The sequence below is a fragment of the Enterobacter sp. MGH85 genome (assembly GCF_001037655.1).
GTDB lineage: Bacteria > Pseudomonadota > Gammaproteobacteria > Enterobacterales > Enterobacteriaceae > Enterobacter > Enterobacter intestinihominis.
The window spans coordinates 172,093-194,697 of the sequence record NZ_KQ089925.1; the positions used below are offsets into that span (position 1 = coordinate 172,093).

Sequence of the window (22,605 nt, forward strand, 5' to 3'; positions counted from 1 at the left end):
CCATGATTGATTCGCCCCGCGTCTGTGTTCAGGTTCAAAGCGTCTACATTGAGTCCCAATCCACACCGGATGAAGAACGTTTTGTCTTTGCTTATACCGTAACCATTCGCAATCTGGGGCGGATGCCTGTGCAACTGCTCGGGCGCTACTGGCTTATCACCAACGGCAATGGCCGCGAAATTGAAGTCCAGGGTGAAGGTGTGGTCGGTGAACAACCCCATATCGCCCCTGGCGAAGAGTATCAGTACACCAGCGGTGCGGTCATTGAAACGCCACTGGGTACCATGCAAGGCCATTACGAAATGGTCGATGCCGACGGTAATGCTTTCCGCATTGCTATTCCTGTGTTCCGTCTCGCCGTACCTACACTTATTCATTAATCTAATGTCTACATATCTGATTGGCGACGTTCACGGTTGCTACGATGAACTGATCGCATTATTAAAACAGGTCGATTTCACTCCCGGGCAGGACACGCTCTGGCTTACAGGCGATTTAGTGGCGCGCGGCCCTGGCTCCCTTGACGTCCTGCGTTACGTCAAATCTCTGGGCGACAGCGTGCGGCTGGTACTGGGCAACCACGATCTGCATCTGCTGGCCGTATACGCCGGGATCAGCCGTAATAAGCCGAAAGATCGCATTACCCCCCTGCTGGAAGCACCGGATGCCGATGAGTTGCTCAACTGGCTGCGTCGCCAGCCACTGCTACAGATTGACGAAGAGAAAAAGCTGGTGATGGCTCATGCCGGCATCACGCCTCAGTGGGATCTTGAGACGGCAAAAACCTGTGCGCGCGACGCCGAAGCGGTGCTGGCGAGCGACTCCTACCCGTTCTTCCTCGATGCGATGTACGGCGACATGCCGAATAACTGGAGTGATGACCTCAGCGGCCTGGCGCGGCTACGTTTTATCACCAATGCTTTTACGCGGATGCGCTACTGCTTCCCGAACGGGCAGCTGGATATGTATTGCAAAGATACGCCGGAAAATGCCCCTGCGCCGCTTAAGCCATGGTTTGCGATTCCGGGCCCCGTGACAAACGAATATAGCGTGGTATTTGGGCACTGGGCATCACTGGAAGGAAAAGGCACCCCGGAAAATATCTATGCGCTGGATACCGGATGCTGCTGGGGCGGGGATTTAACCTGCTTACGCTGGGAAGATAAAACCTACTTTGTCCAGCCATCCAACCGACAGCTGGATTTAGGCGAGGGAGAGGCGGTCGCCTCCTGAAGATGTTTATCCTCTCCCTTTGGGGAGAGGATAAAAACGTTAACGACGTTCCAGAATTTCGAAGCAGTAGCTGTGCGAGTTCTGCGCATCCGCATCGTGAAACTCACTGAATACGGACTCCCACTCGTCCGGATCGTAATCCGGAAAATGGGTATCCCCTTCCACTTCCGCATCAATGTGCGTCAGATACAGTTTCTGCGCTTTTGGCAGGAACTGCTCATACACGCGACCACCACCGATCACCATGATCTCTTCGGCATCGCCGCAGGCGGCAATCGCTTCATCAACGGATTTCACCCACTGCACGCGATCGTCAGTGCCCGGCTGGCTACTGATCACAATATTCTTACGACCCGGCAATGGACGACCAATCGACTCCCAGGTCAGGCGGCCCATCACTACCGGCTTGTTTAACGTAGTACGTTTAAACCATGCGAGATCGGCAGGCAGGTTCCACGGCATGGCGTTTTCCATGCCGATAACGCGGTCTACCGCCAGCGCTGCAATCAGACTGATCATTGAAAATTTCCCGGATGCAAAAAATTGCCGCCACTATACGGAAAGCTTAATCTTTCGTCGACTGGCGGCAGGGTAAAGAATTAGAAATTTTTTAATATTGCTGGCAACTCCACTTCACGCAGAGGGTTTACTCTCCGGTTCATCCGCAGGATCGCCGGTATGCTTGCCCTCTTCCGTCCCCTGCCAGCCGTGGCGCTGAACCAGCGACAGGTGATTACGATCCTCGTTGATGATTTCCGTCAGCATGGTGCTGGTGCGTTTAAACACCGCTGCGCGTTCGGTTGCCGTACTGCTCGCCATCGCCACCATCTCTTCCACCATCTCATGGTTAAAGCGGCGGAACAGATCGGCACGTTCACGCGCTTCATACGCACCAAGCCCCAGACTTTCCAGCGCCATGCGGCCAGATTTGAGCGCCCCTTCGAAGGTTTCACGTTCAGGGGCTGCCACCCCCGCCTGACGCAGCTGGATGTAGTGATCCACATCGCGCGCACGGGAGATAATGGTCAGATGCGGAAAATGCTCTTTAACCAGCTCAACCATCTGCATGCTGGTCTCAGGATCGTCGATGGCGTTAATCAGCACCTCGGCTTTCGCCGCCCCGGCGGATTCCAGCAGGTCCGCCCGGGTCGCATCACCGTAAAACACTTTCATATCGAATTTACGCAGCGTATCAACATGGTCAGGATCGTGATCGAGGATAACCATTTTCACACCGCTGGAGAGCAGTAAACGGCCGGCGATCTGCCCGAAGCGGCCAAATCCGGCGATGATCACGCGAGGCTGCTCCTCGTCGATCTCATCGGCTTCTCGCTCCTGTTCGCTTCCCGTTTTTTCCAGACGCGTCAGCAGCACCAGCAGAATTGGCGTTGCGGCCATCGACAGCGCGACCGCCAGCGTCAGCGCTTTTGCCCATTCCGGATCGAGTACATTTGCCATTTGCGCTGCGCCAAAGACCACGAAAGCAAACTCACTCCCCTGCCCCAACAGCACGGCAAACCAGCGGCGTTGCGGTTTTGGCACGTTTAACGGTCGGGCAATCAGCCACAGCATCGCCATTTTAATGACCAGGAAACCCACCAGCAGAATGATGATGCGCAGCGGGTGGGTTACCAGCGTCCCGAAGTCGATAGACATCCCGACGCCGATGAAAAACAGCCCAAGCAGCAATCCTTTAAACGGCTCGATATCGCTTTCCAGCGCGTGACGATATTCGGAGCTTGCCAGTAAGACCCCTGCGAGGAAAGCGCCCATCGCCATCGACAGCCCAGCCTCTTCAAGCAGCAATCCAAAACCAAACACCAGGAATAACGCAACGGCGCTGAATACTTCGCGCAGGCCAGAGCGAGCCACAAAGCGCAGCAACGGACGCGTTACGTAGCGCCCCAAAAGAATTACCAGCGCCAGCGCACCGACAACCTTCAGCGCAGATAAGGCAAATGCCCCCAGCGTCGTTGATGCCCCGCTGGTTGCCAGCAGCGGGATCATCGCTACCAGCGGGATGGCGGCAATATCCTGGAACAGCAGTACGGAGAAGGTGCTGCGCCCCATTTGCGAGACCGTCAGGTTACGTTCGTTCATTGCCTGCATGGCAATCGCCGTCGAGGAGAGCGCCAGCGTCATGCCAATCAGCTCTGCGACTTTCCACTCCATCCCCAGCAAAATGCAGAACCCGCCCAACAGCAGACCGCAGGCCAGCATTTGCAAAGCGCCACCGCCAAACACCGAGGCGCGCAGTTTCCACAGCCGCTGCGGATCCAATTCCAGGCCAATCACAAACAGCATCAGCACCACGCCGATTTCCGCAAAATGCAGGATTGACTCGGCATCCGTCACCAGCCGAAAGCCCCAAGGGCCAATCACACACCCGGCAATCAGATAGCCGAGCACCGAGCCCAGCCCCAGACGGACCGCCACGGGCACAATTAATGCCGCCGCGCCGAGGTAAATCAGCGCCTGTATCATCGTATGGCTATCCATTGTGCCCCTCCTGCCACTCGAGTAAGCGTTGTTTGTAGTGACGAGCCTGCGCCTGCAAGGTTTCATCGTCGCAGACAAAGGTACAGTGCATTGCAAAAGGCGGAAGCCAGTTCAGGCCACAGTAAAGGGCGGTAGCCTGGAGCGGCTGCGCCAGCACGTCAAATCCGGGGAAAGCGCCAATCTCAAAGTGGCTTTCACCCCCACCGGTGGTTACAGCCCACATCAGGCTTTTTCCCTGAAGCGCTTTGCCGTTGTGTCCGTATGCCCAACCGTGCGACAAGACTTTGTCGATCCACAATTTCAGCAGCGGAGGTGTGCTGTACCACTGCATCGGATGCTGCCAGACGATCAGATCGGCACGAGAGAGCGCCTCCTGTTCGGCGGCGACATCGATACTGAAATCAGGATAGAGTTGATAGAGGGAACGTATCTCAACGTTTTCGAGCGTCCTTGCCTGCTCAAGCATCCGTTTATTCGCATGCGAATGTTGCGGATAGGGATGCGCATAAATTATCAGAACCATGAATATGCCTGTCTTTTACTTTTCTTGTAGCATTGAGTGTAGACAGTTACCACCCCGACTTAAAGGGGCTATCTAACGGTTAAAAGTAAAACGCAAGTATTGGCAACCCATCCCACCTTACCAGCGACAGTGGCGCTAAACACGAAGAGCGATACGCGAGACAAATTCATCCTACAAAATAGTTATGGCCATTCATATTATCATCAGATATTTTTAGAGAAACTTAAGTCATTATTTAATAAATCAACCTGTACATAACCCATTGAAAAAATAATAATTTTATGCTTTTTTGTTTTAAGCTCACGCTTTAAGACGGACTAAATACGTTTTACGCACGTTATCTAATGTTCCTTCTCACTCAAATGGATGTGTACATGAGCAACAATTTCTTTAGATTAAATCATACAACCAAAACTCTTGGAAAGATATTTCCTGCCTTGTTGATATGCACCCCTGCGGTTGCATTTTCTGCAACGATTGACCAATCAACTTCTGTTCCTCAAGATTTCTCAGCCGATGCTGAATATATTATTAATAAAAACGTGACGATCTCCTCCGCTGGTAGTGAAGCGGCGGTATCGGTCTCTGGGTTTGCGATCGATAATGTCACTAACAAAGGAAATATTTCCGGTACAGGAACTGGCCTGGATATTAATACTGGCGCGCAACGTGTAGTTATTAACAATGACAGTGGTGCAACCATTTCTTCCACCACAGCGAATGCTGTGAATATTCAGTCATTACTCGGCGATTTCAACAACAATGGAAATATCATCGGTGCGGAAAATGGCATTTATGTCAGTGAAAGCTCCTCAGCAGTAAATATTACCAACACCAGCACTGGAGTGATAAAAGGAAAAACAGGCCTGAGTTCTCAGACTGGCATTGGTATTAATAACAGTGGTGCAATTATTGGTACAAGCGGTGACGCTATCACACTAGGCACTGGCAATACAAAGATATTAAACAGTGGTACCGTACAAGGAACCCAGAACGGCATTAATGTAAAAGATACGGCAAAAGTAGATATTACAAATAGCGGAACGATTAGTGGCGATACTGCGGCTATTATGTTCGCCAGCAATAAAAATAACACCCTGGTACTTGATACGGGTTCCACTCTTATCGGTGACGTTATTTCCACCAATTCCATGGGAAACACTCTCACTCTGATCGGCACCGGTACGGAAGACAGTAACTTCGTGGGTCTGAATGAAGGCGACGGTTTTGCCAGCGTAAAAATGGAGGGTGAAAGCTGGGCACTGTCGGGCGATCTCGACATTATTGGCTCTGGCGACTCCTTGCTGATAGAGACTGGCGCGTTAACCCTGTCGGGTGCGGTATCGAATACCGGTAATACGCGGGTGGCCAAAGACGCCTCGCTGCAACTGGGCGATGGCGAAAAAACTGCGACGCTCAGCGGTGGGCTCACCAACAATGGTACCGTCATTTTTAATCAGGGTAGCGATTTCACTTTCGCCACCGACATGACCGGTAGCGGTAACGTCGAAAAAGTTGATTCCAACACGCTGACCCTGACAGGCAAAAATAGCTATACAGGGAATACGGTTCTGCACGGTGGCACCACGCTTATCTCCACCGGAGCAACGCTCGGCGTCAAGGGCAGTAACGCCACCGTTACCGTTGAAAACGGTGCGACCTTTGCCACCGCAGGCGAAGTGAACAACAACATCGCGATTCTTAGCGGCGGTACGCTGGCGGCATGGAATGCAGTCCAGGGTAATTCCACGCTCAGCGCTTCCGGTGTTGATACCATCAACGGCAACGTGGCTAATGGCGGCACGCTGTTGCTGAGTGCGGCTGATAATAGCGTTGGCAATAATTTTACGATTAATGGCGACTACACCGGCTCTGACGGTAGCCAGATTGTGATGAACAGCACTCTGGGTGAAGATAACTCACCAACTGACCACCTCACCATTACGGGCAGCAGCTTCGGTCAGTCCGGCGTCAGCATTACCAACATTGGTGGCGCAGGCGCGCAAACCATTAACGGTATGGAAATTGTCAGCATTGGCGGCAGTTCCGAAGCCCAGCTGACGCTGGCAAAACCGGTCGTCGCAGGCGCCTGGGAATATAACCTCTACCAGCACAGTGACGGAAACTGGTATCTGGAATCAAAGGCGACGCCTTCTGATGATCCTTCCGACGACACCGATGACGGTGGCAATAATGATGACGGCGGTAACACCGACGGCGGTGGCAACACCGATAATGGTGGTAACACCGATGACGGTGGTAACACAGATGACGGTGGTAACACCGACAACGGCGGCAACACTGACAACGGCGGCAACACCGATAACGGCGGCAACACCGATAACGGCGGTAACACCGACAACGGCGGCAACACCGATAACGGCGGCAACACCGATAACGGCGGCAACACCGATAACGGCGGTAACAGTGCCCCGGAAGTTATGGCACCTGAAGTGGGTGCTTACTTAGGTAACTACCTTGCCGCGCAGAGCATGTTCCTGCATAAGCGCGACGATCGCGACCAGCTCACTTTCCGCAATGAAGACGATCTGAACACCTGGATGTACGTTAAGGGTCGCTATCATGAGAACGATGCGGGTGGCGATAAAGTCAGCTACGACACCACCACCACCGTTCTGCAAGTCGGCAGCGATTTCATGAGCAAGCCAATGGATAACGGCATCCTGCGTGCCGGTGGTATGTTCGGTGCAGGCCAGGCGAAGACCCACTCTGATGCGAAGCACAACGTGCGTGACGCACAGGGTAAAGTTGATGGCTTCAATGTTGGGCTGTACGCCACCTGGCAGGAAGATCAGAAATTACGTCTGGGCAGCTACGTTGATACCTGGGCCGCTTATAGCTGGTACAACAACAAAGTCACCAGCAATCGTAACGATGAAGATTACGATAGCGAAGGTTTCGCCGCGTCTGTTGAAGTCGGCCACGCGTGGGTTATCCAGTCTGAAAATGAACGTACATGGAAGATCGAGCCACAGGCGCAGGTGATCTACAGCTATCTCGATCAGGAAAATCACACCGATCGCGACGGCGTACGCGTAACCACGCTGGACAATGACAGCGTCTTTGGTCGTCTTGGCGTTAAAGCAAGCTACTTCCAGCAGAAGGACGTCAAGGCCTGGCAGCCATACGTCGCAGTTAACTGGTTGAAAGGTGCTGGTCAAAACGATCTGGCATTCAATGACGAAACCGTCAGCAACGATACGCCAGAAGATCGTGGTCAGTTAGAGCTGGGCGTAACCGGCAACCTGAACGAAACCACAACGATCTCCCTGCGTGCCAGCGGTGAGTGGGGTGAAAACAGCTATGCCGCTTACGGCGGTCATATTTTGTTAAACCATCGCTGGTAATCGATCATTCTGACGCAAAAAAAGCAGTGGCATGTGCCACTGCTTTTTTTTAGTTATCCAGCTCACCCATTGATTTAACCTGGTCACGGTTAATCTGTTCAGTTTGACCGGTTTCGGCGTTTTTGTACGATACCAGACCGGTATCGTCATCCACCTGCGGTTTCCCGTCAGTAACGATAGTTTTACCATCGGTGGTTTTTACGGCCTGATTTGACGAACAGCCCGCCACGGTGAACATTGCAGTGGCAGTCAGAACGGAAGCGATCAGTAGTTTATTTTGCATGGTGTTTTCCCCTGCTCTCAGTTGAATTTTCGTTATCGACCTAACCATTTTAGGCTAACTGACTGAAAGCGGATGAAAAACCAGAAGGTTCTTAAGATGGGTAAAGAAAACCGTAGGGCGGGTAAGCGAAGCGCCACCCGCCACTTGCCCGGCGGCGCTAACGCTAGCCGGGCCTACGCAGATTACTTGCTAATCTGAGCGTGCATTTCCTGCACCGAAATCACCTTCTCGGTGGCATCCGCATTCAGCGCCATGGCCGTCGCGAAACCGCCGTTCAGGGTGGTGTCGTAATGCACTTTATACTGGAGCGCGCTGCGGCGAATCAGCTTGGAGTCTTCAATCGCCTGGCGACCTGCGGTGGTGTTGATGATGTAGGTGTACTCACCATTCTTGATACGGTCCTGAATGTGCGGACGACCTTCATGCACCTTGTTCACCAGACGCGGGTTGATCCCAGCTTCACCCAGCACAATTGCCGTGCCGTGGGTTGCATCCAGCTCGAAGCCCTGTTTAAGCAGCTTGGCGGCCAGGTCAACCACGCGCTCTTTATCGCCTTCGCGAACGGAGAGCAGCGCACGGCCCGATTTTCTCATGGTGGAGCTGCTGCCCAGCTGTGCCTTGGCAAACGCTTCTGCGAAGGTGCGGCCCACGCCCATCACTTCCCCGGTAGAGCGCATCTCTGGCCCTAACAGTGGGTCAACGCCCGGGAATTTGTTGAACGGCAGCACCACCTCTTTCACCGAGTAGTACGGCGGGATGATTTCTTTCGTGACGCCCTGCTGAGTCAGCGTCTGGCCAGCCATCACGCGCGCCGCCACTTTCGCCAGCGGAATACCGGTCGCTTTAGAGACGAACGGTACGGTACGTGCCGCACGCGGGTTGACTTCAATCAGATAAACTTCGTTGTCTTTCACTGCGAACTGAACGTTCATCAGGCCGCGAACCTGTAGCTCGAAGGCCAGCTTCTGCACCTGCTGACGCATCACATCCTGAATCTCCTGGCTCAGGGTGTACGCAGGAAGAGAACATGCGGAGTCACCGGAGTGCACACCAGCCTGCTCGATGTGCTCCATGATGCCGCCAATCAGCACCATTTCGCCGTCGCAGATAGCGTCAACGTCGACTTCAACCGCGTCGTCGAGGAAGCGGTCGAGCAGCACTGGCGCATCGTTGGAAACGCTCACCGCCGTCTGGAAGTAGCGACGCAGGTCGGCTTCGTCATAGACGATTTCCATCGCACGGCCGCCCAGTACGTAGGATGGACGCACCACCAGCGGGTAACCAATCTCTTTCGCTTTCTCAACGGCCATTTCAATCGCGGTCACGGTGGCGTTCGCCGGCTGTTTCAGCTTGAGACGATCAACTGCCTGCTGGAAACGCTCGCGGTCTTCCGCACGGTCAATCGCGTCCGGGCTGGTGCCGATGACCGGCACACCTGCTGCTTCCAGCGCACGCGCCAGCTTCAGCGGAGTCTGGCCGCCATACTGCACGATCACGCCTTTCGGCTTCTCGATGCGCACGATTTCAAGCACGTCTTCCAGCGTAACCGGCTCGAAGTAGAGGCGGTCGGAAGTGTCGTAGTCGGTCGAGACGGTTTCCGGGTTACAGTTGACCATGATGGTCTCGTAACCGTCTTCGCGCAGCGCCAGCGAGGCATGCACGCAGCAGTAGTCGAACTCAATGCCCTGGCCGATACGGTTTGGACCGCCGCCCAGCACCATAATCTTGTCGCGGTCGACGGACGGGTTCGCCTCGCACTCATCTTCATAGGTGGAGTACATGTACGCGGTATCGGTCGAGAACTCTGCCGCACAGGTGTCCACGCGCTTGTAAACCGGGTGCAGGTCATACTGGTCGCGCAGCTTGCGGATCTCCGCTTCACGTACGCCCGCCAGTTTAGCCAGACGCGCATCGGCGAAGCCTTTACGCTTCAGCATGCGCAGGAAGTCTGCGTCCAGGCCGTTGATGCCCAGCTCTGCCACTTTCTCTTCCAGACGCACCAGCTCTTCAATCTGCACCAGGAACCAGCGGTCGATGTTAGTCAGGTTAAATACGCCGTCGACGGAGAGGCCCGCACGGAAGGCATCGGCGATGTACCAGATACGCTCTGCGCCCGCGTCTTTCAGCTCGCGGCGGATTTTGGTCAGTGCTTCCGGGTCGTCCAGGCTGACTTTCGGGTCAAAGCCGGTCGCGCCCACTTCCAGGCCACGCAGCGCTTTTTGCAGGGATTCCTGCTGCGTGCGGCCAATCGCCATGACTTCACCAACGGATTTCATCTGGGTAGTCAGACGGTCGTTCGCGCCGGCGAATTTCTCGAAGTTAAAGCGAGGAATTTTGGTCACAACGTAGTCGATGGACGGTTCGAAGGACGCTGGCGTGCGGCCACCGGTGATGTCGTTCATCAGCTCGTCAAGGGTGTAACCCACCGCCAGTTTCGCCGCCACTTTCGCAATCGGGAAGCCGGTGGCTTTGGAGGCCAGCGCGGAGGAACGGGACACGCGCGGGTTCATTTCGATAACAATCAGACGGCCGGTTTTCGGGTTCACCGAGAACTGCACGTTCGAGCCGCCGGTTTCCACGCCGATTTCACGCAGTACCGCCATCGAGGCGTTACGCATGATTTGGTACTCTTTGTCGGTCAGCGTCTGAGCTGGCGCAACGGTGATGGAGTCGCCGGTGTGGATCCCCATCGCATCGAAGTTTTCGATGGAGCAGACGATGATGCAGTTGTCGTTTTTATCACGCACCACTTCCATCTCGTACTCTTTCCAGCCAATCAGCGATTCATCAATCAGCAGCTCTTTGGTTGGGGAGAGATCCAGACCGCGTTCGCAAATCTCTTCGAACTCTTCGCGGTTGTAGGCGATACCGCCGCCGGTGCCGCCCATGGTGAATGATGGACGGATGATGCACGGATAGCCCACGTCAGCCGCGACGGCCAGCGCTTCTTCCATGTTGTGTGCGATACCGGAACGCGCGGTGTCGAGGCCAATTTTTTTCATTGCTACGTCGAAGCGACGACGGTCTTCTGCTTTATCAATCGCGTCGGCGGTTGCACCAATCATGGTCACGCCGAACTCTTCCAGCACGCCCTGACGCTCCAGCTCCAGTGCACAGTTCAGCGCCGTCTGGCCGCCCATGGTCGGCAGCACCGCATCCGGACGCTCTTTCTCGATAATTTTGCGTACCACTTCCCAGTGAATCGGCTCAATGTAGGTCGCATCTGCCATTTCCGGGTCGGTCATGATGGTGGCCGGGTTAGAGTTGACCAGGATGACGCGGTACCCCTCTTCGCGCAGGGCTTTACACGCCTGCGCGCCGGAGTAGTCAAATTCGCAGGCCTGGCCGATCACGATCGGGCCAGCGCCAAGGATCAGGATGCTTTTTATGTCTGTACGTTTTGGCATGGTCTTCTCAGCTCCTGATTATTTAGCAGTCTTACGGTATTGCTCGATAAGTTCGATGAAGTGATCGAACAGCGGCGCGGCATCGTGTGGGCCCGGGCTGGCTTCAGGGTGGCCCTGGAAGCTGAACGCAGGCTTATCGGTGCGATGGATACCCTGCAAGGTACCATCGAACAGTGACTTATGCGTCACGCGCAGGTTAGCTGGCATCGTCGCTTCATCCACAGCGAAGCCGTGGTTCTGCGCGGTGATCATTACCGTGTTGTTGTCGATATCTTTCACCGGGTGGTTACCACCATGGTGGCCGAACTTCATCTTGACGGTGTTCGCTCCGCTCGCCAGCGCCAGCAGCTGATGGCCGAGACAGATGCCGAATACCGGGATATCGGTTTCAAGGAAGGACTTAATGGCGTCGATAGCGTAGTCACACGGCGCCGGGTCGCCAGGACCGTTAGAGAGGAAGATGCCGTCCGGGTTCATCTTCAGAACATCTTCCGCAGACGTTTGTGCCGGGACGACCGTCAGGCGGCAGCCACGGTCAACCAGCATACGCAGGATGTTGCGCTTGGCACCAAAATCGTAGGCCACCACGTGGAACGGCAGCTCGCTTTCCGGTTTCGCTTCCGGCAGGTCGCCTTCCAGCGTCCAGCTTCCCTGCGTCCAGCTGTAGGCTTCTGTGGTAGTCACTTCTTTCGCCAGGTCCATCCCGTTCAGGCCCGGGAAGGCTTTCGCTTTTTCCAGCGCCAGCGCCGCATCGAGGTTGTCCCCTGCGATGATGCAGCCATTTTGTGCACCCTTCTCGCGCAGCAGACGCGTCAGCTTACGGGTATCGATATCGGCAATCGCCACAATGTTATGGCGCTTCAGGTAAGAAGAGAGGTCTTCGGTGTTGCGGAAGTTGCTGGCAATCAGCGGCAGGTCGCGAATGACCAGGCCTTGCGCATGTACCTGAGAGGATTCTTCGTCAGCCGCATTGGTGCCGACATTGCCGATATGAGGATAAGTAAGAGTAACGATTTGGCGAGAATAGGAAGGATCAGTGAGGATTTCTTGATAACCGGTCATTGAAGTATTGAAAACGACTTCCCCAACCGCCGAACCCGTTGCCCCTATGGCCCGACCGATAAACTGGGTTCCGTCTTCCAGAACCAATAGCGCTGACTTAATCAAAACACCCTCCAGAGAATATTCACTCACTTTATTTGCATATTAATTCATAACCATGTCATGAATCAATGCAAATGTGTTGCCAGCGGATTTTTGGCAAACGGCGGCATTCTGGGGATTTGCCATGTAAAAGTCAACTTAAAACGGGGATTTTGTTTATTCTTTTGCAGGCCTGATGGCTTGATTTCAAATTAAGCGGCAAAAAGATCAACTAAATCACTGTGGAAACCGCTTGCGCAGGCAGTTTAAAAGAAACAATCGTCTTGCGGGAATAAAAAGTGGACCAGATGGTCAAAATTTACAGTACAGCAACATAAAATAGCATGAAAACACTTACTTTAAATGAGTTAAATGCAATAATTCTTTGAAATAGACAAAATAAAAGGGCAATAAAATATTGCCCTATGCAATCAAACAGTTACGACTGCAATAACCACATCACGATGGGTAATAACGCTTACAAATTGTTGAGTTCGAGCACATCTCGCATTTCAAAAAGACCATTTGGCTTACCTTTTAGCCACAGTGCGGAGCGTACCGCCCCGTTTGCAAACGTCATGCGGCTGGATGCTTTATGTGTGATTTCGACCCTTTCACCAATATCGGCGAACATAGCGGTATGTTCGCCGACGATATCACCCGCGCGAACGGTGGCAAAACCAATGGTGCCAGGCACGCGCTCGCCAGTGTGACCTTCGCGAGAATAGACCGCGATGTCTTTCAAATCTTTATCCATTGCATAAGCAATCGCTTCGCCCATCGCCAGCGCCGTGCCAGATGGGGCATCGACTTTATGGCGGTGGTGCGCTTCAATAATCTCAATGTCGGTATAGTCGCCCATCACCTTCGCTGCCTTTTCCAGCAGTTTCAGCATAACGTTAACGCCTACGCTAAAGTTCGCGGCGAAGACAATTGCAATGTCGGCGGCTGCTTCCTGAATGGCCTGTTTACCGGCATCATCGAAACCGGTGGTGCCAATCACCATCCCTTTACCGTGCTGGCGGCAAAACGCCAGGTGAGTCAAAGTGCCTTCCGGACGGGTAAAGTCGATGAACACGTCAAAGTCTTCTTTTACCGCCTCCAGGTTGCTCTGCACGGTAACGCCTGTCTTGCCCGCGCCTGCCAGCTCGCCCGCATCGGAGCCCAGCAGGGATGAACCTTCACGCTCCAGCGCCGCGCCAAGTGCCACGCCATCCATCTGTAGTGCCGCCTGAATCAGCTGGCGACCCATACGTCCACCCGCGCCCGCAATGGCGACACGGATCTGTGCATCATGCATAGTTATTCTCTTACGTTAAAATGATGTAAACCGTTTTCAGATTAACCAGCCTTCGCTAAGGCTGCCAACTGAAAACACCAATAATTAGAATTTAACGTGAAACCGACTCAGATATCAGTAAAAGACATGATTTTGTCGTCACGATAAGATACGAAGCAAAAAAAAGGCCAGCACAGAAGGTGCTGGCCTTTCATCAGAAAAGAAATTATTCCACTTCGCGGGCGTCAATTCGCAGCTCTTTCGGCACTTCAAAGACAATATTCTCTTCACGGCCTTCCAGCGGCACCGCTTCGCCACCACCCAGCTCTTGCAGGCGGGCAATGACGTTTTGCACCAGAATATCTGGCGCTGAAGCACCTGCGGTAACACCGACGCAGGCCGCGTTTTTCACCCACGCTTCCTGAATGTCCGTTGCGTCGTCGATCAGAAACGCCGCTTTCCCCATACGCTGCGCCAGTTCGGCCAGACGGTTAGAGTTAGAGGAGTTTTTTGAACCGACCACCAGCACCACGTCCGCCTGTTCAGCCAACGCGCGCACGGCTTCCTGACGGTTGGTGGTTGCGTAGCAGATATCATCTTTGCGCGGCCCGACGATTTTTGGGAAGCGCTGGCGCAGGGCGTCAATCACGTCTGAGGTGTCGTCCACGGAAAGCGTCGTCTGGGTCATAAACGACAGACGCGCTTCGTTTTTCACATTCAGCGTAAAAACGTCTTCCGGCGACTCAACCAGATACATACCCCCTTCCGGGTTGCTGTACTGACCCATGGTGCCTTCAACTTCCGGGTGACCGGCATGGCCAATCAGAATCGACTCTTCACCACGACGGCTTGCACGCGCCACTTCCATATGCACCTTGGTCACTAACGGACAGGTGGCATCGAATACGGTCAGATCGCGGCTTTTGGCTTCGTTACGTACGGCCTGGGATACGCCGTGCGCGGAGAAGATGAGGATTGCGCCGTCCGGCACTTCGCTGATCTGCTCGATAAAAATCGCACCGCGCTCGCGCAGGCTGTCGACCACGTAGCGGTTGTGCACCACTTCGTGACGCACGTAAATCGGCGCGCCGTAAATCTCCAGCGCATTTTCAACAATGCTGATAGCGCGGTCTACACCGGCGCAAAAACCGCGCGGGTTAGCCAACAGGATCTGCATCTCAGTCCTCCAGCGCCGGATCGATCTCCAGCACTTCTACATCAAAATGAACGGTACGCCCGGCAAGCGGATGGTTGAAGTCAACGGTGATGGAATCCCCGTTGATTTCGCGGATCACGCCAGGCATTTCGCTGCCGTCCATAGCGGTAAAGAGCATAATCGCCCCGATCTCCGGTTCACCCGCATCCATAAACTCACGGCGCGAGAAGTACTGAATCAGATCCGGGCTTGGCACACCGAATGCCGCATCCGGCTCCAGTGAGAACGCTTTTTTCTCACCCTCTTTCAGCCCGAGAAGCTGTTGTTCGAGGCCTTCAGACAGGGAGGTGTCGCCCAGACGAAACAGCGCCGGTTTGCCATTGTTGCGGGTGGATTCGGCCGTGGAGCCGTCATCCAGCTTCAGCGTGAAATGAACGAGAACCGCGCTGTTGCTCTGTACGGATTTAGACATGCAAATTGCTCGCTTGTTTTGGGTCACCTATTGCCCGGTGGCGCTACGCTTACCGGGCCTACGGGGGCCACAAATTCTGTAGGCCGGGATCGCTACGCGTCACCCGGCTGGTTTTGTTACACCTGCTCTTTCGCGGCCGGTTTAGGCAAGAAGCCTTCCAGCACGATTAACGCTGCACCAACGCATATTGCGCTATCGGCGAGGTTAAAGGTCGCAAAGTGCCAGTCGCCGACGTAGAAGTCGATCATATCGACTACAAAGCCGTGCCACAGGCGGTCAAACAGGTTACCCAGTGCGCCACCAATGATCAGCGCGTAGGCGATGTTATTCAGCTTTTGCGTGGCCTTCGAGCGGTACATCAGCACCGCGAGCACGACGCAGATACCCATTGCGATACCTGCGAAGAACCAACGCTGCCAGCCACCGCTGTCGGCAAGGAAACTAAACGCCGCGCCGTAGTTGCGGGCGTAGTGCAGGTTAAGCGACGGGAACAGCGGGACCGTATCCCCCAGAGCGAAATTCTGGAGGATCAGGAACTTGCTGCCCAAATCAATAATCAGCACCACTACCACCAGCCACAGCCAGCGCAGTCCTGTTGAACAGAGAGTTTTACTCATCAGGCAAACTTACGTTTTTCGCCGTCGCCGGCGACGTTGCTTACACAGCGTCCGCAGATGTCTGCGTGTTCCGCCACCTGGCCGACATCGGTAGTGTAATGCCAGCAACGCGGGCATTTTTCACCATCGGCTTTGCTCAGTGCGACCTTCAGTCCTTTGAGCAGTTCGCTCTGCTGAGCATCAGCAGATGCCTCGGCATAATCCGCAACTTTCGCACCGGAGGTCAACAGGACAAATCGTAATTCATCGCCCAGCGCGGTCAGCTTCGCGGCCAGCTCAGGCTCTGCGTACAGGGTCACCGTCGCTTCCAGAGAGCCACCGACTTTCTTGTCAGCGCGCGCCTGCTCGATAACCTTGTTCACTTCGCCACGCACTTTCAGCAGCTCGTCCCAGTAGGCGTCGTTCATTGCTTCAGTGCTGGAGAGGTCGAACAGACCTTCGTACCACTCGCCGGTGAAGACATACTTCTCACGGTCGCCCGGCAGGTAACCCCAGATTTCATCTGCGGTGAAGGACATAATCGGCGCCATCCAGCGTACCAGCGCCTCTGCGATGTGGAACAGCGCGGTCTGGCAGCTACGACGCGCTACGCTGTCCGCTTTCGCGGTATACTGGCGGTCTTTGATGATGTCGAGATAAAACGACCCCATCTCAATGGAGCAGAAGCGCATCAGGCGCTGCACCACTTCGTGGAAGTCGTAAGACTCATAGGCTTTCAGAATATCTTCCTGTGCCGCTTTCGCGCAGCCTACCGCCCAGCGATCGAGCACCACCATCTCTTCCGGCTGCACCATGTCTTTTACCGGATCAAACCCGTTCAGGTTCGCCAGCAGGAAACGCGCGGTGTTACGGATACGACGATAGCTGTCAGCAGCACGTTTCAGGATCTCGTCAGACACCGCCATTTCGCCCGTGTAGTCGGTGGATGCCACCCACAGGCGTAGAATATCCGCGCCCAGCTTGTTCATCACGTCCTGCGGAGAAACGGTGTTACCGATGGATTTGGACATCTTACGGCCCTGACCATCCACGGTGAAGCCGTGGGTCAGTACCTGGCGGTAAGGTGCTTTGCCCTTCATGGCGGTGGAGATCATCAGGGATGACATGAACCAGCCGCGGTGTTGGTCGGAGCCTTCCAGATACATGTCGGCAGCGTGACCGGCGAACTCAGGGCGCACGTCAATCACGGAGGAGTGGGTAGACCCGGAGTCGAACCACACGTCCAGGGTATCCGGCACTTTCTCGTAGTTGTCCGCGTCAGCGCCCAGGATGTCACGGGAATCGAGATCCCACCACGCCTGAATGCCGTCAACTTCAACGCGCTTCGCCACCTCTTCCATCAGTTCCAGGGTGTTCGGGTGCAGTTCCTGCGTCTCTTTATGCACGAACAGCGACATCGGCACGCCCCAGGTGCGCTGACGGGAGATACACCAGTCAGGACGGTTAGCCACCATGGATTCGATACGCGCCTGGCCCCAGTCCGGGATCCACTGCACGCCTTTGATCTCTTTCAGAGACTGCTCGCGCAGGCCTTTCTGGTCCATGCTGACGAACCACTGCGGGGTCGCACGGAAGATAATCGGGGTCTTATGGCGCCAGCAGCACGGATAGCTGTGCTGCATTTTCTCAACGTGCAGCAGCGCGCCGCTGGTGCGAAGCATGTCAACGATGATGTCGTTGGCTTTAAAGACGTTGATACCGTCCAGCGCCGGGTAGGTGCCAGGCAGGTAAGAGCCATCCGGACCGACCGGGTTGGCGATTTCCAGACCGTATTTCAGGCTGATGTTGTAGTCGTCAGGACCGTGGCCGCCGGCGGTATGCACCGCACCGGTACCCGCGTCCAGCGTGACGTGGTCGCCCAGGATCGCCGGAACGTCGAAGTCCAGGAACGGGTGTTTGAAGCGCATCAGCTCCAGCGCGTCGCCTTTTACGGTACCCAGCACGCTGTAATCAGTGATGTTCGCGCGTTTAAGCACGCTTTCAACCAGATCTTTTGCCAGGATAACCGCGCGACCATCAATTTGTACCAGGGCGTACTCAAACTCACCGGACAGGGAAATGGCACGGTTGGCTGGTAACGTCCACGGGGTGGTGGTCCAGATAACCAGCGAGACTGGACCGCTTACGCCTGGCAGGCCAAATTTAGCTTTGATCGCATCCTGATCGACCGCTTCGAACGCCACGTCGATAGAAGGCGAGGTTTTGTCGTAATACTCTACTTCCGCTTCTGCCAGCGCAGAACGGCAGTCCACGCACCAGTGCACCGGCTTAGCGCCTTTATGCAGGTGACCGTTGCCGATGATTTTACCCAGCGCACGGATAATGTTGGCTTCGGTTTTGAAGTCCATGGTCAGGTACGGGTGCGACCAGTCGCCCAGCACGCCCAGACGGATGAAGTCAGCGCGCTGACCGTCAACCTGGGTGGCAGCGTATTCGCGGCATTTCGCGCGGAACTCTGCGGCGGTGAACTTCTCACCCGGCTTACCGTACTCTTGCTCGACTTTCAGCTCGATTGGCAGACCATGGCAGTCCCAGCCCGGAACATAAGGCGAGTCATATCCCGCGAGTCCTTTGGACTTCACGATAATGTCTTTCAGAATCTTGTTTACAGAGTGACCAATATGAATGCTGCCATTCGCATAGGGAGGGCCATCATGCAGAATGAAGGTTTTTTTGCCTTTTTTGGCTGCACGAATGATGCCGTACAGGTCATCATCAGTCCAACGCGCCAGCATTCCCGGTTCGCGCTTGGCGAGATCGCCGCGCATCGGGAACCCTGTTTCCGGCAAATTCAGGGTTGATTTATAGTCACTCATCAGATTCTCGGTTCCGTATTTATCACGTAGGCAGTTAAGCCGGTTCTAAAGCCCAAAAAACTCGCGGGCCGTTAATTCATCTCGCGCGATTTGCGCCTTAAGTTCATCCAGCGAAGCGAATCGCTGTTCATTGCGTATTTTTTTACGCAGTATCACATCTATATGGCGACCGTAGAGGTCCATTACAACGTCCAGCAGGTGTACTTCTAACTGTTGACGCACACCGGAAACCGTTGGACGTGTACCAATGTTGGCAACACCGTAGAAAGGCTTCTCACCCAGTCCTGCCACTTCCACCGCATAGACCCCTTTAACCGGGGAGACCTGACGACGCAGCGGTATATTCGCCGTCGGAAAACCTATCGTGCGGCCCAGCGCATCGCCATGGACCACACGACCTGAAATTGTGAACGGATGACCCAGCAGCGTTTCTGCCGTGTCCAGTTCATCGTTCGCCAGAGCCTGACGTACCGCCGTGCTGCTGACGCGCACCCCGCCCTCACAGAAGGTCATCGTACTGGTGACGTCAAACCCGTACTCCAGGCCAGCCTTCTGTAATAACAAGAAATCGCCCTGACGACCAGCGCCAAAGCGGAAATCATCGCCCACGGCGAGAAACTGCACGCCAAGCTGCCTGACCAACAGATCGCTGACAAAGTTTTGTGCGGTCAGCGCGGCAAACCGACGGTCGAAGCGTACGCACAGGACGTAGTCCACGCCGGACTCCGCCAGGTAGCGTAACTTCTCACGCAGACGCGTCAGCCGCGCGGGGGATTTCTCGCCAGCAAACAGCTCCAGCGGCTGCGGTTCGAAAATCATCACCACAACGGGCAGGCCACGCGCCTCCCCTTCTTTACGCAATCCCTGCAACAGCGCCTGATGCCCACGATGCACGCCGTCAAAATTACCAATGGTCAGTACGCACCCGTGCGGGGCTTGACTGAGATTATGTATGCCGCGTATCAGCTTCATGACTGGCTCAAAACAGTGAAAATCGCCAAAGTATACCTTGTACGGCGGTTAAGGTTAACCGGCGATTGTTCACGCGAAACAGAAAGCCGTATGATTTCATCAGGCTGACCTTTCACAGCAAAAAAATCTGCCCGAGAACTGCGATTTTTATGCCGAAAGGCTGTATTCACGAAAGACAAGCTGGTAGAATCCTGCGCCATCACTACGTAACGTAGCGTCGCTCATTAACGGCGCTTATTTGCACAAATCCATTGACAAAAGAAGGCAAAGAGGGCATATTCCTCGGCCTTTGAATTGTCCACATAGAACATATTTGGGAGTTGGACTTGGCTAATATCAAATCAGCTAAGAAACGTGCCGTTCAGTCTGAAAAGGCTCGTAAGCACAACGCAAGCCGTCGCTCTATGATGCGTACTTTCATCAAGAAAGTATACGCAGCAATCGAAGCAGGCGACAAAGCTGCAGCGCAGAACGCATTTAACGAAATGCAACCAATCGTGGATCGTCAGGCTGCTAAAGGTCTGATCCACAAAAACAAAGCAGCGCGTCATAAAGCAAACCTGACCGCGCAGATCAACAAACTGGCTTAATCGCTACTTGTTGTTGCTTGTTTGAAAGAACCCGCTTAACGCGGGTTTTTTTATGTCTTCAGATTGCCGGCGGCGTAAACAGCGCCGAGTAGTCGCGGTTGCAGATTCGCTGCACCGCCGGGTGCTGAATCATCCTTTCGGCGAATATGGCGTGATACTCTTCCATCACGTTATCCACCCTGCCAATCTCGGTAATCTTGTCGTCTGAATAGAGATCGTGCGCGTACAGCGTCGGGGCAACGAAGATAGCGTTGTGCGCCTCGCCAAAAGCCTTCATCAAAGCCGCATCGTCGAACTCACCGAGGATCTCCACGTTCAGCCCCTGCGAGTTAAACCAGTTCAGCAGCTTACGTCCGAGCATAGACCGCCTACCCGGCACCAGCAGGCGGCGCTCTTCCAGGCAAGCAGGAAACGGTTTTTCCGGCGGCGGATTAATGCACCAGAAACTGACGCCGCATTCGCCAATTTTCACCGAGAACAAGCCTTCCTGCTGCGTGGAGTCGATTGGGCAGTCCGAGATAATCATATCCAGCTTATGCTGGCTCAGCTGTTCCAGCAGCATCTCGTGAGTGGACTCAAAGCAGCGTAAATGAATCTGTTCATCTTCCACCACCGCCGCATCCAGCACACCGCTTACCAGCCGTTTGGACAACGCATCCGCCACGCCCACGTCAAAGAGCAGGTTCGACTCTTTGCGATAGTTAACGATATCCAGCATCTCCTGGCTCAGGGTGAACATCTTGTCCGCATAGCGGAACACCAGTTCGCCCAGCTCGCTCGGCTCAATGCCACGTCCTTTCCGCTTAAAAAGCTTGCCCTGTAAGCGCTCTTCCAGGGCTTTGATTTGCCCGGTAATAGTTTGTGGTGTCAGGTAGAGCGCCTCTGCCGCTCCCACGACCGAGCCCTGCTTGTAGACATGCCAGAAGTAATAGAGATGGTTATAGTTCAAATGAGACATCACGTTTTCACTCCCTGATAGTTTATCGGGAGAAGGCTTCCCTTCTCCCGGTTTCCTGTTATGCCTGGACAGCCTGTCCGGACAACTTCACCTTCAACAAGGTATAACCAATAACCGCGGCCAGTAACGACCCGATAAGAATGCCGAGTTTCGCCCAGACGATAAGCTCAGGCGCGCTGGTGCCAAACGCCAGCGTCGAGATAAAGATCGACATGGTGAATCCAATACCGCACAGCACGCCGATGGCCATAATCTGACTAAAGGTGGTTCCATTTGGCAATGACGCCAGCTTCAGCTTCAGCGCCAGCCAGCAGAACAGGCTGATACCCAGCGGCTTACCGATAAACAAACCAGCGATGATACCCAGCGGCAGCACAGAGGTGAGTCCGTCCAGGGTAACACCGGCCAGGGAAACACCCGCGTTGGCAAATGCAAACAGCGGCAGGATCATAAAGCCCACCCACGGATGAAGCACATGCTCCAGCTGTCTGGCAGGCGATTTGCCGTCCTGCTCCTTCAGCGGAATAAAGAAGCCAACGATGACGCCCGCCAGCGTGGCATGCACGCCAGACTTCAGCACCGCCGTCCACAGCACCATCCCCACCAGAATATAAATACCCGTGCGTCGGACGTTGAAGACGTTCAGCAACGCCAGCACCGCAATAGCCACGGCCGCCACGCTCAGCGACAGAACCGACAGATCGCTGGTGTAGAACAGCGCGATAATCACGATAGCGCCCAGGTCATCGATAATCGCCAGCGCCATCAGGAAAATTTTCAGTGCTACCGGGACGCGGCTACCGAGCAAGGCTAAGACCCCGAGCGCAAACGCGATATCCGTTGCGGCCGGGATCGCCCAGCCGTCACGCGCAACCGGATCCTGCCACGCAAACGCGAGAAAGAGCAACGCGGGAACGATCATCCCGCCAATCGCCGCGATCACCGGAAACGCCGCGCGCTGACGGCTGGCAAGAGAACCGATCACCAGCTCACGTTTGACCTCCAGGCCTACCAGCAGGAAGAACACCGCCATCAGCGCATCGTTGATCCACAGCAGCATGTTCTTGTTAATTTCCAGCGCCCCGACCTTCAGCTCGACGGGGGTTTCCAGAAATGCGTGATAGAGATCGCGCGTCATGCCCATATTGGCGAGCAGCATGGCGGCTGCAGCAGCAATAATCAGGATGACGCCGCCGGATGCCTCACTGCTTAAGAAACGGTGTAGTAATTTCACGTTTAAACTCTCTTTTACAACAATACCTCGGTAAAACCATAATATCAGCGCAAAC

18 protein-coding genes and 1 pseudogene are annotated in these 22,605 nt (G+C 54.6%); 4 read left to right on the forward strand and 15 right to left on the reverse strand.

Annotated elements, in window-relative coordinates; translation table 11 throughout:
• Nucleotides 1-2: 2 nt before the first annotated feature.
• Nucleotides 3-380 carry a Co2+/Mg2+ efflux protein ApaG gene (gene apaG, locus SK51_RS00755; protein WP_003856425.1) on the forward strand — a complete coding sequence of 126 codons (378 nt, stop codon included), beginning with the start codon at nt 3-5 and terminating at the stop codon, nt 378-380.
• Nucleotides 381-384: 4 nt separating this feature from the next.
• Entirely contained in the window at nt 385-1,233 is an 849-nt protein-coding gene (gene apaH, locus SK51_RS00760; RefSeq protein WP_022647017.1) for a bis(5'-nucleosyl)-tetraphosphatase (symmetrical) ApaH, read from the forward strand.
• A 39-nt stretch (nt 1,234-1,272) separates the two neighbouring features.
• On the opposite strand, the gene folA is transcribed toward apaH, so the two are convergent.
• From folA to kefF, 3 genes are all read right to left on the reverse strand, one after another.
• A complete protein-coding gene (folA, locus tag SK51_RS00765; protein WP_003856431.1) occupies nt 1,273-1,752 on the reverse strand; it encodes a type 3 dihydrofolate reductase in 480 nt (159 codons plus the stop codon).
• Nucleotides 1,753-1,866: 114 nt separating this feature from the next.
• Nucleotides 1,867-3,732, reverse strand: a complete 1,866-nt coding sequence (gene kefC / locus SK51_RS00770; RefSeq protein WP_022647016.1) for a glutathione-regulated potassium-efflux system protein KefC — start codon at nt 3,730-3,732, stop codon at nt 1,867-1,869.
• A complete protein-coding gene (gene kefF, locus SK51_RS00775; RefSeq protein WP_023305423.1) occupies nt 3,725-4,255 on the reverse strand; it encodes a glutathione-regulated potassium-efflux system oxidoreductase KefF in 531 nt (176 codons plus the stop codon). The genes kefC and kefF overlap by 8 nt, the downstream gene beginning before the upstream one ends.
• A gap of 362 nt (nt 4,256-4,617) precedes the next feature.
• Here kefF and SK51_RS00780 point away from each other — a divergent pair, with 362 nt between their 5' ends.
• Nucleotides 4,618-7,623, forward strand: a complete 3,006-nt coding sequence (locus SK51_RS00780) for an autotransporter family protein (protein WP_379949790.1) — start codon at nt 4,618-4,620, stop codon at nt 7,621-7,623.
• 49 nt (nt 7,624-7,672) lie between these two features.
• Here the strand turns inward: SK51_RS00780 and SK51_RS00785 are convergent, their stop codons facing one another.
• The 10 genes and pseudogenes from SK51_RS00785 to SK51_RS25820 form a co-directional block, all read right to left on the reverse strand.
• Complete coding sequence (locus tag SK51_RS00785) at nt 7,673-7,906, reverse strand: YgdI/YgdR family lipoprotein (protein ID WP_023305421.1); 234 nt, start codon at nt 7,904-7,906, stop codon at nt 7,673-7,675.
• A 182-nt stretch (nt 7,907-8,088) separates the two neighbouring features.
• Complete coding sequence (gene carB / locus SK51_RS00790; RefSeq protein WP_022647013.1) at nt 8,089-11,313, reverse strand: carbamoyl-phosphate synthase large subunit; 3,225 nt, start codon at nt 11,311-11,313, stop codon at nt 8,089-8,091.
• An 18-nt stretch (nt 11,314-11,331) separates the two neighbouring features.
• Nucleotides 11,332-12,480, reverse strand: coding sequence for a glutamine-hydrolyzing carbamoyl-phosphate synthase small subunit (carA, locus tag SK51_RS00795; RefSeq protein WP_023299297.1), 1,149 nt, complete (start codon nt 12,478-12,480; stop codon nt 11,332-11,334).
• Nucleotides 12,481-12,934: 454 nt separating this feature from the next.
• Complete coding sequence (gene dapB / locus SK51_RS00800; protein ID WP_023305420.1) at nt 12,935-13,756, reverse strand: 4-hydroxy-tetrahydrodipicolinate reductase; 822 nt, start codon at nt 13,754-13,756, stop codon at nt 12,935-12,937.
• A gap of 205 nt (nt 13,757-13,961) precedes the next feature.
• A complete protein-coding gene (gene ispH, locus SK51_RS00805) occupies nt 13,962-14,912 on the reverse strand; it encodes a 4-hydroxy-3-methylbut-2-enyl diphosphate reductase (RefSeq protein ID WP_022647010.1) in 951 nt (316 codons plus the stop codon).
• Nucleotide 14,913: 1 nt separating this feature from the next.
• Nucleotides 14,914-15,363 carry an FKBP-type peptidyl-prolyl cis-trans isomerase gene (fkpB, locus tag SK51_RS00810; protein WP_022647009.1) on the reverse strand — a complete coding sequence of 150 codons (450 nt, stop codon included), beginning with the start codon at nt 15,361-15,363 and terminating at the stop codon, nt 14,914-14,916.
• A gap of 116 nt (nt 15,364-15,479) precedes the next feature.
• Nucleotides 15,480-15,980: a signal peptidase II gene (gene lspA, locus SK51_RS00815; RefSeq protein WP_023299295.1), complete on the reverse strand. Its 501-nt coding sequence runs from the start codon at nt 15,978-15,980 to the stop codon at nt 15,480-15,482.
• On the reverse strand, nt 15,980-18,796 hold the full coding sequence (gene ileS / locus SK51_RS00820) for an isoleucine--tRNA ligase (RefSeq protein WP_032676685.1): 2,817 nt from the start codon (nt 18,794-18,796) through the stop codon (nt 15,980-15,982). The genes lspA and ileS overlap by 1 nt, the downstream gene beginning before the upstream one ends.
• A 45-nt stretch (nt 18,797-18,841) precedes the next feature.
• The gene (gene ribF, locus SK51_RS00825; RefSeq protein ID WP_023299293.1) at nt 18,842-19,768 is read right to left on the reverse strand and encodes a bifunctional riboflavin kinase/FAD synthetase; all 927 of its coding nucleotides are present in this window, start codon (nt 19,766-19,768) and stop codon (nt 18,842-18,844) included.
• 7 nt (nt 19,769-19,775) lie between these two features.
• Nucleotides 19,776-19,993, reverse strand: a pseudogene (locus SK51_RS25820) (DUF2575 domain-containing protein).
• Nucleotides 19,994-20,094: 101 nt separating this feature from the next.
• Between SK51_RS25820 and rpsT the strand changes: the two are divergent.
• Complete coding sequence (gene rpsT, locus SK51_RS00830) at nt 20,095-20,358, forward strand: 30S ribosomal protein S20 (protein WP_003856458.1); 264 nt, start codon at nt 20,095-20,097, stop codon at nt 20,356-20,358.
• Nucleotides 20,359-20,416: 58 nt separating this feature from the next.
• Here rpsT and nhaR read toward each other — a convergent pair whose 3' ends face one another.
• Nucleotides 20,417-21,316 (reverse strand): transcriptional activator NhaR, encoded by a 900-nt coding sequence (gene nhaR / locus SK51_RS00835; RefSeq protein WP_003856462.1) that lies wholly within the window; start codon nt 21,314-21,316, stop codon nt 20,417-20,419.
• Between the two features lie 58 nt (nt 21,317-21,374).
• A complete protein-coding gene (nhaA, locus tag SK51_RS00840) occupies nt 21,375-22,550 on the reverse strand; it encodes a Na+/H+ antiporter NhaA (RefSeq protein WP_023305418.1) in 1,176 nt (391 codons plus the stop codon).
• Between the last annotated feature and the right edge of the window lie 55 nt (nt 22,551-22,605).